Genomic DNA, 13,658 nt, shown 5'->3' with positions numbered 1-13,658 from the left:
CGGTGAGGCGAGAGGATGCCTGCGATGACCGGACAGCAGACCGTGCCCGACGACGGACCCCGGGGCGGGTCGCCGGGTGCCACGAGTCCGGGCGGTGCGCCGTGGTGGACGCGCGCCGTCGTCTACCAGGTGTACCCGCGCTCGTTCCAGGACACCGACGGCGACGGGATCGGTGACCTGCCGGGGATCACGCGACGCCTCGACCACCTTGGGCGCCTCGGCGTCGACGTCGTGTGGCTGTCCCCGGTGTACCGGTCTCCGCAGGCGGACAACGGGTACGACATCAGCGACTACGAGGACGTCGACCCGCTGTTCGGCTCGCTCGCCGACCTCGACGCGCTGGTCGCCGGGCTGCACGAGCGTGGCATAAAGCTGGTCATGGACCTCGTCGTGAACCACACGAGCGACGAGCACCCGTGGTTCCGGGAGTCGGCGACCGGCCCGGACAGCCCGCGGCGCGACTGGTACTGGTGGCGGCCCGCCCGCCCGGGCATGGAGCCGGGCACGCCCGGTGCGGAGCCGACGAACTGGCGCTCGTTCTTCGGCGGCAGCGCGTGGGCGTTCGACGCGGCCTCCCGGGAGTACTACCTGCACCTGTTCGACCCCCGGCAGCCGGACCTGAACTGGGAGAACCCCGAGGTCCGCGAGGCCGTCTACGCGATGATGCGGCGCTGGCTCGACCGCGGCGTCGACGGGTTCCGCATGGACGTCATCAACCTCATCTCGAAGGCGGTCGCGCCGGACGGCTCGCTCCCCGACGGCGAGGTGCACTGGGGCGCGTACGGCGACGGGGGCCCGCACTACACGGACGGCCCGCGCGTGCACGAGTACCTCGCCGAGATGCACCGCGAGGTGGTCGCGCCCTATCTCGCGCAGGGACGCGAGGTCCTCACGGTGGGGGAGACCCCGGGCGTGACCGTCGAGCACGGCGTGCGGTACACCGACCCGGCGCGGCGCGAGGTCGACATGGTGTTCCAGTTCGAGCACATGGGCGTCGACCACGGCGTGACCCGCTACGACCCGCGCCCGTGGCGCCTCGCGGACCTCAAGGCGACGCTCGGCCGGTGGCAGGCCGGACTCGCCGAGCGCGGCTGGAACGCCCTGTACTGGGACAACCACGACCAGCCGCGCGTCGTCTCGCGGTTCGGCGACGACTCGCCGGAGCACCGCGTCGCGTCGGCGAAGGCGCTCGCGGTCCTGCTGCACCTGCACCGCGGCACGCCGTACCTCTACCAGGGCGAGGAGCTCGGCATGACGAACGCGCACTTCACGCGGATCGAGCAGTACCAGGACGTCGAGTCGCTGGGCTACTACCGCGAGCTCACGGGCCGCACGGGCGGCCCGCGGCTGCGCACCGACGACGAGATGCTCGCCGTCCTCGCGCACGCGAGCCGCGACCACGCGCGCACGCCGGTCCAGTGGGACGCCACGCCGGCGGCCGGGTTCACCACCGGGCAGCCGTGGCTCGAGGTCAACCCGAACCACACCGAGATCAACGCCGGGGCCGCGTGGGCCGACGAGGACTCCGTCCTGCACCTCTACCGCCGCCTCGTCGCGCTGCGGCACGAGATCCCCGTCGTCGCGCTCGGCGACTTCCGCATGCTGCTGCCCGACCACGACGCGATCTACGCGTTCACGCGTGCGCTCGACGCGCCGTCTGCTGCCGACGGGGGCGAGACGGAGGGTGAGCGAGGCCGGCGGCGTGACGAGCTGCTCGTCCTCGTCAACGTCTCCGGCTCGCGGCAGGACGTCCCGGGGGAGGTCGTGTCCGGGTGGGAGGACGCGGACGTCCTCGTCGCGACGCACGGCCCCACGGACGGGATCGCGCCGGACGACGCGGGGCCGGGCTCCGGCGTCGGGCACCGGGTGCTGCGGCCGTGGGAGGCGGTGGTCCTGCGGCGCCGGGACGAGGCGAGCCATACCCAGGTATGAGATGTGGTGACTTTTCCTCACTGGGCCCTCACAGCCCCCTATGCTCCTCGCAGCCGGCGACGATGCCGGGAGGGCGCGACCGCGGTCCCGGACCTGATCGAGGGGGAGTGCAGGGGTGCAGAGCACAGCGGAGGTGCCCGCGGTCGAGACGCGGGCGCTGCGCAAGACGTACCGGAGCAGGCGGGGACGCGCGGTCGGGGTCGAGGGGCTCGACCTCGTCGTGCCGGTCGGTGGCGTCCACGGGTTCCTCGGGCCCAACGGGTCCGGCAAGACCACGACGATCCGGATGCTCCTCGGCCTCGTCCGGGCCGACTCGGGCACGGCGCGGATCTTCGGCCACGAGGTCCCGCGGCACCTGCCCGACGTCGTGGGGCGGGTCGGCGCGATCGTCGAGTCCCCGAAGTTCTTCCCCGCGTTCAGCGCGCGTCGCAACCTCGACCTGCTCGCGGCGGCGATCGGCGCTCCCGGAGGCCGCGTCGGCGAGGTCCTGGAGGAGGTCGGGCTCTGCGAGCGTGCGCGGGACCGCTACCGCGGCTACTCGCTCGGCATGAAGCAGCGGCTCGCGATCGCCGCGACCCTGCTCAAGGACCCGGACCTGCTCATCTTCGACGAGCCGACCAACGGCCTCGACCCCGCGGGCATCCGCGAGATCCGCGACACCATGCGCTCGCTCGCGGACCGTGGCAAGACGGTGCTCGTCAGCAGCCACATCCTCGCCGAGGTGGAGCAGGTCGCGGACACGGTCTCCATCATCACGCGCGGCCGCCTCATCGCGAGCGGTTCGGTCGCCGAGCTGATCGGTGCCGGCGGAGCGTCGGTGCGCGTGGGGGTCGCGGACACCGCGCTGGCGGCGACCGTGCTGCGCGAGGCGGGCTGGGTCGTCCGGCCGGACGGCCGCTCCCTGATGGTCGACGGCGTCGAGGACCCCGCGGCCATCACGCGGGCGCTCGCGGGCCGCGACCTGTGGGTCGACGAGCTCGTGCCCGTCCAGGCCGGTCTCGAGTCGGTGTTCCTCGAGCTCGTCGGCAAGGACGAGGCGGCCGGGTCTCGCCACGACCGGCGCGTCCGGGACGGTCGGCACACCACGGTCGAGGAGGTGACCGCATGATGCGCCTGCTGCGCGTCGAGCTGCGCCGGCTGCGTGCACGGCGTCTGGTCCGGTGGGCCGCGGTCGGCACGATCGCCCTCGCGGTCCTGACCGTCGCGCTCGCGTACTCCCAGAGCCTGCCGGGCGACTCCTCCGTCACCGGGCTGGCGTCGCTGCTCGTGCTCTTCGCGCTCGTCGTCCGGGGTGTCGTTCGTGACCGCGGAGATCTCCACCGGGGCGATCGGGCTGTGGCTGACGTTCGAGCCGCGACGTCAGCGCGTCTACTGGTCCAAGGTCGCGGCTGCGATGCTGGGCGTCCTGCCCGTCGTGGCCCTCGCCTACGCGATCATGGCGGGCGGGGCCTACGGCGCGTTCGCGCTCAACGACCGGCTCGGGAACGTCACGGGCGAGACCTGGTCCGAGCTCGCGTCGGTGGGCGGTCGTCTGCTGGTGGCCTCGGCCGGGACCGCAGCCGTCGGCGCCGCGCTCGGTGTGCTCCTCAAGCACGCTGCGGCCGCGCTGGGGTTCCTCGTCGTGTGGGTGGGCGTCCTCGAGAACGTGGTCGGTGCGGCGGTGCCGGAGCTCCAGCGCTGGCTCGTGCGCACGAACGTCACGGCCTGGACGGAGGGCGGGACGGCCTTCTGGATCAACGACTGCACGCCCGACGAGACGGGCGGCATGGTGTGCGAGAGCATCGAGCGGGCGGTCACGCAGACGCAGGGGGGCCTCTTCCTGCTCGGCGTCACGGTCGTGGCGTCGCTGCTCGCACTCGTGGTCTTCCGGCGGCGCGACGTGTCCTGACCTGCGGTGCCGTGCCGGCCGGCGGTACCGCGCCGACGTGCGACGGCGCCGTGCCCGTCCCACCCCCTGAGACGGGCACCTCGCCACGTGACATCCCTGAAACATGCGCGTACAGTCCCAGACGTGCAGACGATCATTCTCGTAGTACTTCCTGAGCGCGCCGGCTGAAGCCACGCACACAGGCTTCGTCAGCGCGCTCACCCCTCGATCAGCCCCTACCCGGGGTCGAGGGGTTTTTTGTTGCCACCACGAGGGCACAGCACGACCAGCACGACCAGCACGACCAGCATGATCAGCACGGCCGACGGCCAACCGAGGCCGCCACGGCTGCCGCACCGCGCGACCCGCGACCACCGGCAACCGTCCGCGCGAACAGCACCGCCGCACGACCACGGTCGGCTCCGGAACCGGCGGAGCGCCCCACGGGGCGCCCGCCGGGCCGTGGCCACGACAGCAGGAGACACCATGGCCCAGGGACCCACCCCGGCACCCCCGCGACCAGCCGCTCAGGCGGCCGTCGCAGCGCCGAAGCCCGCCCCGACGCCCGCGTCCGTCGCGCCTCGTCCCGACGCGCGCCGCGCGCAGGTCCGGCCCACGACGGCGGCGACGCCCGGAGAGGAGATGACGGGCGCCCAGTCGATCGTCCGCTCGCTCGAGGAGGCCGGTGCCGAGGTCGTCTTCGGCATCCCCGGCGGTGCGATCCTCCCGACGTACGACCCGCTCATGGACTCCACGCGGCTGCGGCACATCCTCGTGCGCCACGAGCAGGGCGGTGGCCACGCGGCACAGGGCTACGCCCACGCGACCGGCAAGGTCGGCGTGACGATGGCGACGTCCGGCCCCGGTGCGACGAACCTCGTGACGCCCATCGCCGACGCGAACATGGACTCGATCCCGATGGTGGCGATCACGGGGCAGGTCGCCGCGGGCGCCATCGGGACGGACGCCTTCCAGGAGGCGGACATCGTCGGCATCACACTGCCGATCACCAAGCACAACTTTCTCGTCACCGACCCGGACGAGATCCCGCGCACGATCGCCGAGGCGTTCCACATCGCCTCGACCGGGCGCCCGGGTCCCGTGCTCGTCGACATCGCCAAGTCCGCGATGCAGTCGCCCACCACGTTCTCGTGGCCGCAGGAGCTCCACCTGCCGGGCTACCACCCCGTGACCAAGCCCCACAGCAAGCAGATCAAGGAGGCCGCGCGCCTCCTGGCCTCCGCGCGCCGCCCGGTGCTGTACGTGGGGGGCGGCGTCGTCCGCGCGAACGCGTCGGACGCGCTGCGCCGTCTCGTCGACCTGTCGGGCGCACCGGTCGTGACGACACTGATGGCACGCGGCGCGGTGCCCGACACGCACCCGCAGAACCTCGGCATGCCGGGCATGCACGGGACCGTCCCCGCCGTCGCGGCCCTGCAGAAGGCCGACCTGATCGTGGCGCTCGGCGCGCGGTTCGACGACCGCGTGACGGGCAAGCTCTCGAGCTTCGCGCCGCACGCCGCGATCGTGCACGCCGACATCGACCCCGCGGAGATCGGCAAGAACCGCGACGTGGACGTGCCGATCGTCGGCGACCTGCACGAGGTCATCACCGACCTGGTCCCCGAGCTCGAGCGGGTGCACGCGGCCAAGGGCAAGCCCGACGTCGCGGCCTGGTGGCACCAGATCGACGACTGGCGCGAGACGTACCCCCTCGGGTACACGGAGCCCGACGACGGCCACCTCGCCCCGCAGCACGTCATCTCCCGGCTCGGCGAGCTCGCCGGCCCCGAGGCGCTGTACGTCGCAGGCGTGGGCCAGCACCAGATGTGGGCCGCGCAGTTCATTCGCTACGAGCACCCGCGCACCTGGCTCAACTCGGGCGGGCTCGGCACCATGGGCTTCTCGATCCCGGCGGCGATGGGTGCCAAGGTGGGGCGCCCGGACGCCACCGTGTGGGCGATCGACGGCGACGGCTGCTTCCAGATGACCAACCAGGAGCTCGCGACCTGCACGATCAACGAGATCCCGATCAAGGTCGCGTTGATCAACAACAGCTCGCTCGGCATGGTCCGCCAGTGGCAGACCCTGTTCTACGACAAGCGCTACTCCAACACCGACCTGCACACCGGCCACGGCACCGCCCGTGTGCCCGACTTCGTCAAGCTCGCGGACGCGTACGGCTGCGCGGGCATCCGCGTCGAGTCGGCGAGCGAGGTCGACGCAGCGATCAAGCGGGCCATGGAGATCGACGACCGTCCGGTCGTCGTCGACTTCAACGTCTCGCGCGACGCGATGGTCTGGCCCATGGTCGCGGCCGGCGTGAGCAACGACGACATCCAGTACGCGCGCGGCATCTCGCCCGCGTGGGACCGCGAAGACTGAGGAGCGCGCCGCCATGTCCCGCCACACCCTCTCCGTGCTCGTCGAGAACAAGCCCGGCGTGCTCACGCGCGTCGCCGGTCTGTTCGCGCGCCGCGCGTTCAACATCCACTCGCTCGCGGTCGGACCGACCGAGCACGACGACATCTCCCGGATCACCGTCGTCGTCGACGTCGAGGACCGCCCGCTCGAGCACGTGACCAAGCAGCTCAACAAGCTCGTCAACGTGATCAAGATCGTCGAGCTGGACCAGTCCGCGTCCGTGCAGCGCGAGCTCCTGCTCGTCAAGGTCCGGGCAGACGGCGCGACGCGCACCGGCGTGCTCGAGGTCGTCAACCTGTTCCGTGCCAAGGTCGTCGACGTCGTCCCGGACGCCGTGACCATCGAGGCGACCGGCACGGACGAGAAGCTGGACGCGCTGCTCGGCGCGCTCGAGCCCTATGGCGTCCGGGAGATCGTGAAGTCCGGGACCGTCGCCGTCGGGCGGGGCTCGCGCTCCATCACCGACCGAGCGCTGGAACGCGTCGTCCGGTCCGCCTGACCATCACCTACCCTGCAGGCAACTGCACCGCACCGAAGAACCGAGGAGATCCACCGTGGCTGAGCTGTTCTACGACGACGACGCCGACCTGTCCATCATCCAGAGCAAGAAGGTCGCGGTCGTCGGCTACGGGAGCCAGGGCCACGCGCACGCGCAGAACCTGCGCGACTCGGGCGTCGAGGTCGTCATCGCGCTCAAGGAGGGCTCGAAGTCGATCGCGAAGGCGACCGACGAGGGCTTCGAGGTGAAGACGGTCGCCGAGGCCGCGGCCTGGGCCGACCTCGTCATGATCCTCGCGCCGGACCAGCACCAGCGCTCGATCTACAACGACGAGATCAAGCCGAACCTCGCCACCGGGAAGACGCTCGCGTTCGCGCACGGCTTCAACATCCGCTTCGGGTACATCGAGGCGCCCGAGGGCGTCGACGTCATCCTCGTCGCCCCCAAGGCCCCGGGCCACACGGTGCGCCGCGAGTTCGTCGCGGGTCGCGGCATCCCCGACATCATCGCGGTCGAGAAGGACGCGTCGGGCCAGGCCTGGGACGTGGCGAAGTCCTACGCGAAGGCCATCGGTGGCACCCGGGCCGGCGTCATCAGGACGACCTTCACCGAGGAGACCGAGACCGACCTGTTCGGCGAGCAGGCCGTGCTCTGCGGCGGCGTGTCGCAGCTCGTCCAGTACGGGTTCGAGACGCTCTCCGAGGCCGGCTACCAGCCCGAGATCGCCTACTTCGAGGTGCTCCACGAGCTCAAGCTCATCGTCGACCTCATGTGGGAGGGCGGCATCGCCAAGCAGCGCTGGTCGGTCTCCGACACGGCCGAGTACGGCGACTACGTCTCCGGCCCGCGCGTCATCGACGCCCGCGTCAAGGAGAACATGCAGGCCGTCCTCGCCGACATCCAGTCGGGTGCCTTCGCCCAGCGCTTCATCGACGACCAGGACGCCGGCGCGCCGGAGTTCCACCGCCTGCGCGACCAGGCCGCCCAGCACCCGATCGAGAAGGTCGGCAAGGAGCTGCGCTCGCTCTTCGCGTGGAAGCAGCAGGACGCGGACTACGTCGACGGCTCGGCCGCTCGCTGACCTTCCTCCTGCTTGCCGTCGAGGGTGGGTGCCTCGTGTCGCACGACACGGGGCGCCCACCCTTCGTCGTCCTGCGAGGTCGATCCTGGTCCGGGGACGACACGAGCGGGACGAACGGGCGAAGACCGGGCAGATCGTCCGGTCCTGCGCAAGGATGGTGACCATGAGCGACGCGACGGTGGACGACGGAGGTCGGGACGACCAGGCGCGCGAGATCCTGGAGTTCTGGGAGGCAGCCCGCTCCAGCGCGAAGGTCTCGCGTCTGAGCGTGGTGCTCGGGATCGGGGTCGCCGGGAGCATCCCTCCGCAGGCGTGGTCGTTCGGTGACAACCCCGACCTCGCCGACGTCCTCGTCGCAGCCGTCCTCAGCGGGGCCAAGACGGCGACGTCCTCGTCGGCCTGGGAGTACGACGACGCGACCCCGTTCCCGGAGAAGGGTGAGCTCTCGATCCTGCTCGACGGCGGTGGCCGACCTCGTGCGCTCGTGCGGACGACGTCCGTGGACGTCGTGCCGTTCGCGGAGGTCGACGGCGACTTCGCGCTCGCGGAGGGTGAGGACGACGGGTCGGTCGAGGCGTGGCGAGAGGGGCACCGCCGCTACTTCTCGCGCGTGCTGGGCAAGGAGGTCCCGGACGACATGCCGGTCGTGTGCGAGCGCTTCGAGCGCCTGTACCCGCGCTGAGCAGCGCACGAGACCCGGGGGCGCCCTGGGCTCGCGGTATCGGCGTCCGAGACGTGAGACCTGGCGTCCCGACCCTCGAGTCCCGACGTACGCTCCCCGCATGACGCTCACTATCGATCTGGCAGTCGTGGCCGGGGACGGCATCGGGACCGAGGTCGTCGAGCAGGGCCTGGCCGTGCTCGAGGCCGCGGTGGCAGGGTCGGACACGAAGGTCTCGACCACCCCGTTCGACCTGGGCGCGCGGCGCTGGCACGCGACGGGCGAGACCCTCACGGACGCGGACCTCGACGCGATCCGCGGGCACGACGCGATCCTGCTCGGTGCGATCGGCGACCCGAGCGTCCCGTCCGGGATCCTCGAGCGCGGGCTCCTGCTCAAGCTGCGCTTCGCGCTCGACCACTACGTGAACCTCCGTCCGGGCAAGCTCTACCCGGGTGTCACCTCGCCGCTGGCGGACCCGGGTGACGTCGACTTCGTCGTCGTGCGCGAGGGCACCGAGGGGCCGTACGTCGGCAACGGCGGTGCGCTGCGCGTCGGTACCCCGCACGAGATCGCCACCGAGGTGTCCGTCAACACGGCGTTCGGCGTGGAGCGGGTCGTGCGCGACGCCTTCGCACGTGCGCAGGCGCGTCCCCGCAAGCACCTGACGCTCGTGCACAAGCACAACGTGCTGGTGCACGCCGGCCACCTGTGGCGCCGCACGGTCGAGGCCGTCAACGCCGACTTCCCGGACGTCACGACCGACTACCTGCACGTCGACGCCGCGACGATCTTCCTCACCACGAACCCGTCGCGGTTCGACGTCATCGTCACCGACAACCTGTTCGGCGACATCCTGACGGACCAGGCCGCCGCGATCACCGGTGGGATCGGACTGGCCGCCTCGGCGAACATCAACCCGGACCGCACCGCCCCGTCGATGTTCGAGCCGGTGCACGGCTCCGCACCCGACATCGCGGGCCAGGGCAAGGCCGACCCGACCGCGACGGTGCTGTCCGTCGCCATGCTGCTGGACCACCTGGGACTGCCCGAGGAGTCCGCACGTGTCGAGGCAGCGGTCGCGGCGGACCTCGCAGAGCGGGGGAGCCGAGTACGGTCGACGGCCGAGGTGGGGCGCGAGCTCGCAGAGCGCGTCGCCCGCTGACGGGGCGGCCGGACCTACGGGTCCGGCGCCCTGCGAGCACCACGTCGGCCGTCCGTGCCGGTCTCGTTCGATCCGTCGACCCAGACCGCTGTAGGCACGCCGGACGACCTGGCGAGGTATGGGGTCGAACTGAACCGGACGGCGTGGAAAACTACAGAGGTCGCCAGGTGAAAGGCTTCCCTCCATGAGTACTCCGCTCGCACCGCAGATCCTCTCGTCCTCGCTCGAGGACCTCGTCACGCTGTTCGACGTGCGTCCGTCCGGCAACGTCCTCGCCGACGACGCGCGCGACGCGCTCGTCGCCTCCTCGCCGACGTTCGGCACGGTGTTCACCGACCACATGGCTCGTGTCACCTGGACTGCGGACACCGGATGGCACGACCGCCGCGTCGAGCCGTACGGCCCGCTCCAGCTCGACCCCGCGACCGCCGTCCTGCACTACGCGCAGGAGATCTTCGAGGGCCTCAAGGCCTATCGGCACGCGGACGGTTCCATCTGGACGTTCCGGCCCGAGGCCAACGCGGCGCGCTTCGCGCGGTCCGCGCACCGGCTCGCACTGCCGGCGCTCAGCATCGACGACTTCATCGCGTCGATCACCGCGCTCGTGCGTACCGATGCCGCGTGGGTCCCGACGTCCGCCGAGTCGAGCCTGTACCTGCGCCCGTTCATGTACGCGTCCGAGCGGTTCCTCGGGGTGCGTCCCTCGCTCGAGGCCGAGTACCTGGTGATCGCCTCGCCGGTGGGCGCGTACTTCTCGGGCGGCGTGAAGCCCGTGTCCATCTGGGTCGACCGCGAGTACAGCCGCGCCGGTGCGGGTGGGACGGGCGCGGCCAAGTGCGGGGGCAACTACGCCTCGAGCCTGCTGCCTCAGGTCGTGGCGCAGCAGAACGGCTGCGAGCAGGTCTGCTTCCTCGACTCCGGGACGCGCACGTACCTGGAGGAGCTCGGCGGCATGAACGTGTTCGTCGTGCGTGCCGACGGAACCCTCCAGACGCCGGAGCTCTCGGGCTCGATCCTGGAGGGCGTCACGCGGTCGTCGATCCTCCAGCTCGCGGCCGACCGGGGCTACGAGACGTTCGAGGCACAGATTCCGTTCGCGGACCTGCTCGAGGGCATCCGGGACGGATCCGTGACCGAGGTTTTCGCGTGCGGGACGGCCGCCGTCATCACTCCGATCGGCCGCCTCGCGGGCTCGGACTTCGACCAAACGATCGCGGACGGCACCGCGGGCGAGCTCACGACGGCCCTGCGCTCGGAGCTCACCGACATCCAGACCGGGCGCGCGGCCGACCGGCACGGCTGGATGCGCCGCCTCGCGTGACCCGGACCTGACCGACGCCGACGCGGGCGCGCCACCCAGGGTGCGCGTCCCGCGTCGCCGCCCGGCTCAGGCGGGGGCGCGCACGATGGTGCGGCCCGCGACTCCGGCGAGGAGCGACCACGTGGCGATCCCGATGAGCAGGTTCACGAGTCCGGACAGCGACGCCGAGAGCAGGTCGTCCGTCCACGCGAACGGGAGCACCGCGATCACGACGACCACCAGTGCCATGATCCAGCCGAAGAACGAGCGGGGGCGTGGCGTGCTGAGGATCAGCAGATGGAGGAGCCCGGCCGCGAGGAGGGCGAGGATGGCGCCGTCGATCGCGAAGGCGGTCTGGTGGGACCCGGTGCCGAAGATGTCCGGCGGCGGGACGAGGGACACCGAGAAGATCCCCTCGAACACGATCACGCCGATGAGGCCCACGAGTGCGGCCACCAACGCCGTCGCGGCGGCACCGGCCCAGAACCTGCCGACCTCCACAGCGAGGCGTGGGTCGGCCGGGTTGACGGGAGGACGCTGCTCGGGGAAGTCCGCCCGGGGGTCGTTCGTCGGCGGGACCGCGGGTGGCTGACCCTGCGGAACCCCCGACGCGGGCGGACGTCCGTACTGCCGCGCGCCGGGGTTCTGCGGGTCGTAGCCCCCGGGGGTGGGGTTGCTCATCGTCACTCCTCGGTCGTTGCTGCTCGTCGAACCGGTCTCACGCGCCCACCCGGTCGCCCGGGCGCGTGCCCACAGGGTGGACGCACGCGCCCATCCTGTCGGAACGTGTGGCACCATGTGGTCTGTGACACACCTCGCCTCCCAGCTCATTATCGAGTAGCGCGTCCGGACCATCTCACCGGACGCGCCAACCTCCCGCACCTTCGGGGGGTTTTTTTGTTGCCTGGCACCACCCCGGCCGGGCGGCACGGACGCCGGGTCCTGCGCCTCACGAGGGCAACCGACCCGGCATCCTGGGGTGAGGGATGATCGCACGACCGACCTCTGAGACAGCGAACGGCAGGATGAGGGACATGACCTCCGCGACGAACCCGGTGACGAGCCCGCCGGTCTTCCACGTGTACGACACCACCCTGCGCGACGGCGCGCAGCAGGAGGGCATCAACCTCTCCGTGGCCGACAAGCTCGCGATCGCACCGCTCCTCGACGAGCTGGGTGTCGGGTACATCGAAGGCGGCTGGCCGGGTGCGGTCCCGAAGGACACGGAGTTCTTCCGTCGCGCGGCCAAGGAGCTCGACCTGCGCCACGCGGTCCTCGCCGCGTTCGGAGCGACCCGCAAGGCCGGCGTGCGCGCCTGGGACGACCCGCAGGTCCGGGCACTGCTCGACTCCGAGGCGCCGGTCGTGACGCTCGTCGCCAAGTCCGACGTCCGACACGTCGAGCGGGCGCTGCGCACCACGCCCGAGGAGGGACTCGCGATGATCACGGACACCGTGACGTTCCTCGCGGGCGAGGGCAGGCGTGTCGTCGTGGACGCGGAGCACTTCTTCGACGGCTACCGGTACGACCCGGAGTTCTCGCGCGCAGCGGTCCGCGCGGCGTTCGAGGCCGGTGCGGAGGTCGTCGCGCTCTGCGACACGAACGGCGGGATGCTCCCCGGCTGGGTCGAGCAGATCGTCGCGGAGCTGCGCGACGACCTCGCCGTTCCGCACGGTCGCGACGCCCGCCCCGGTGATCCGCTGCTCGGGATGCACGCGCACAACGACTCGGGCTGCGCCGTCGCGAACACGCTCGCCGCGGTCGACGCCGGTGCCGCACACGTCCAGGGCACCGTCAACGGCTACGGGGAGCGCACCGGGAACGTGGACCTGCTCACCGTGGTCGCCAACCTCGAGCTCAAGCACGGGCTGCGCACCCTCGCCGGTGCAGGGCTGGAGGAGACGACGCGCATCGCCCACGCCGTCAGCGAGATCGCGAACATCTCTCCCTACGCGCGCCAGCCGTACGTCGGGTCGAGCGCGTTCGCGCACAAGGCCGGACTCCACGCGAGCGCGATCAAGGTCGATCCCGACCTGTACCAGCACATCGACCCGACGGCGGTCGGCAACGACATCCGCATGCTCGTCTCCGACATGGCGGGCCGCGCGTCCATCGAGCTCAAGGGGCGTGAGCTCGGGTTCGACCTGTCGGGACAGAGCGAGCTGCTCACGCGCGTGACGAGCCGGGTCAAGGACGACGAGGCGAACGGCTACACGTACGAGGCGGCGGACGCGTCGTTCGAGCTCCTGCTGCGCGAGGAGATCACGGGCGAGCGGCCCGGCTACTTCCGCGTCGAGAGCTGGCGGACCATCGTGGCGCGCGCGGGGGGGCGGGGGACGGAGGCCGAGGCGGAGGCGACCGTCAAGCTGCGCGCGGGCGGCGAGCGCATCGTGACGACGGGTGAGGGGAACGGCCCGGTCAACGCGCTGGACCACGCGCTGCGTCTCGCGCTCACACGGGTCTACCCCGAGATCGAGGCGTTCGAGCTGATCGACTTCAAGGTCCGCATCCTCGACACCGAACAGGGCACCGGTGCGATCACGCGGGTGCTCATCGAGACCACCGACGGGGTCACCTCGTGGTCCACCGTCGGCGTCGGGCCGAACCTCATCGAGGCTGCCTGGGAGGCGCTGACCGACTCGGCGATCTTCGGGCTCGTCCACGCGGGGGTCGACCCGCGCTGACCCGCCCGGCTGGACGCTCGGTCCCGCCGTCGGGCATAGGCTGGT

At 71.6% G+C, this 13,658-nt stretch carries 11 protein-coding genes; 10 read left to right on the top strand and 1 reads right to left on the bottom strand.

All coding sequences use genetic code 11. From position 1 onward, the window contains the following. Positions 1-24: 24 nt before the first annotated feature. The 9 genes from IF651_RS15440 to IF651_RS15400 all read left to right on the top strand — a co-directional run bounded on the left by IF651_RS15440 (position 25) and on the right by IF651_RS15400 (position 10,950). Positions 25-1,932 (top strand): alpha-glucosidase, encoded by a 1,908-nt coding sequence (locus IF651_RS15440; protein WP_191830024.1) that lies wholly within the window; start codon positions 25-27, stop codon positions 1,930-1,932. Positions 1,933-2,047: 115 nt separating this feature from the next. Next, positions 2,048-3,040: an ATP-binding cassette domain-containing protein gene (locus IF651_RS15435; protein WP_191830023.1), complete on the top strand. Its 993-nt coding sequence runs from the start codon at positions 2,048-2,050 to the stop codon at positions 3,038-3,040. Between the two features lie 192 nt (positions 3,041-3,232). Further along, positions 3,233-3,820 carry a hypothetical protein gene (locus IF651_RS15430; RefSeq protein WP_191830022.1) on the top strand — a complete coding sequence of 196 codons (588 nt, stop codon included), beginning with the start codon at positions 3,233-3,235 and terminating at the stop codon, positions 3,818-3,820. 465 nt (positions 3,821-4,285) lie between these two features. Then, on the top strand, positions 4,286-6,184 hold the full coding sequence (locus IF651_RS15425; RefSeq protein ID WP_191830021.1) for an acetolactate synthase large subunit: 1,899 nt from the start codon (positions 4,286-4,288) through the stop codon (positions 6,182-6,184). Between the two features lie 13 nt (positions 6,185-6,197). Continuing rightward, entirely contained in the window at positions 6,198-6,722 is a 525-nt protein-coding gene (gene ilvN, locus IF651_RS15420) for an acetolactate synthase small subunit (RefSeq protein WP_191830020.1), read from the top strand. 55 nt (positions 6,723-6,777) lie between these two features. Then, complete coding sequence (gene ilvC / locus IF651_RS15415) at positions 6,778-7,803, top strand: ketol-acid reductoisomerase (RefSeq protein ID WP_191830019.1); 1,026 nt, start codon at positions 6,778-6,780, stop codon at positions 7,801-7,803. A gap of 163 nt (positions 7,804-7,966) precedes the next feature. Further along, a complete protein-coding gene (locus IF651_RS15410; protein WP_191830018.1) occupies positions 7,967-8,485 on the top strand; it encodes an ASCH domain-containing protein in 519 nt (172 codons plus the stop codon). A gap of 100 nt (positions 8,486-8,585) precedes the next feature. Then, the gene (locus tag IF651_RS15405) at positions 8,586-9,629 is read left to right on the top strand and encodes a 3-isopropylmalate dehydrogenase (protein WP_191830017.1); all 1,044 of its coding nucleotides are present in this window, start codon (positions 8,586-8,588) and stop codon (positions 9,627-9,629) included. 184 nt (positions 9,630-9,813) lie between these two features. Beyond that, on the top strand, positions 9,814-10,950 hold the full coding sequence (locus IF651_RS15400) for a branched-chain amino acid aminotransferase (protein ID WP_191830016.1): 1,137 nt from the start codon (positions 9,814-9,816) through the stop codon (positions 10,948-10,950). A gap of 66 nt (positions 10,951-11,016) precedes the next feature. On the opposite strand, the gene IF651_RS15395 is transcribed toward IF651_RS15400, so the two are convergent. Continuing rightward, on the bottom strand, positions 11,017-11,610 hold the full coding sequence (locus IF651_RS15395) for a hypothetical protein (RefSeq protein ID WP_191830015.1): 594 nt from the start codon (positions 11,608-11,610) through the stop codon (positions 11,017-11,019). A gap of 353 nt (positions 11,611-11,963) precedes the next feature. On the opposite strand from IF651_RS15395, the gene cimA reads away from it, so the two are divergent. Next, positions 11,964-13,613, top strand: a complete 1,650-nt coding sequence (gene cimA, locus IF651_RS15390) for a citramalate synthase (RefSeq protein WP_191830014.1) — start codon at positions 11,964-11,966, stop codon at positions 13,611-13,613. The last annotated feature ends 45 nt before the right edge of the window (positions 13,614-13,658 follow it).

Source organism: Cellulosimicrobium arenosum, from assembly GCF_014837295.1.
GTDB lineage: Bacteria > Actinomycetota > Actinomycetes > Actinomycetales > Cellulomonadaceae > Cellulosimicrobium > Cellulosimicrobium arenosum.
The sequence above is the reverse complement of the archived record's forward strand: the minus strand, read 5'-3'. Positions and strand labels throughout refer to the sequence as shown.

Excerpts from the sequence above, each read along its gene's own strand:
- IF651_RS15440 (WP_191830024.1), top strand. The coding sequence starts at position 25 with ATGACCGGACAGCAGACCGTGCCCGACGACGGACCCCGGGGCGGGTCG.
- IF651_RS15425 (WP_191830021.1), top strand. The coding sequence starts at position 4,286 with ATGGCCCAGGGACCCACCCCGGCACCCCCGCGACCAGCCGCTCAGGCG.
- ilvN (WP_191830020.1), top strand. The coding sequence starts at position 6,198 with ATGTCCCGCCACACCCTCTCCGTGCTCGTCGAGAACAAGCCCGGCGTG.
- IF651_RS15410 (WP_191830018.1), top strand. The coding sequence starts at position 7,967 with ATGAGCGACGCGACGGTGGACGACGGAGGTCGGGACGACCAGGCGCGC.
- IF651_RS15405 (WP_191830017.1), top strand. The coding sequence starts at position 8,586 with ATGACGCTCACTATCGATCTGGCAGTCGTGGCCGGGGACGGCATCGGG.
- IF651_RS15400 (WP_191830016.1), top strand. The coding sequence starts at position 9,814 with ATGAGTACTCCGCTCGCACCGCAGATCCTCTCGTCCTCGCTCGAGGAC.
- IF651_RS15395 (WP_191830015.1), bottom strand. The coding sequence starts at position 11,610 with ATGAGCAACCCCACCCCCGGGGGCTACGACCCGCAGAACCCCGGCGCG.
- cimA (WP_191830014.1), top strand. The coding sequence starts at position 11,964 with ATGACCTCCGCGACGAACCCGGTGACGAGCCCGCCGGTCTTCCACGTG.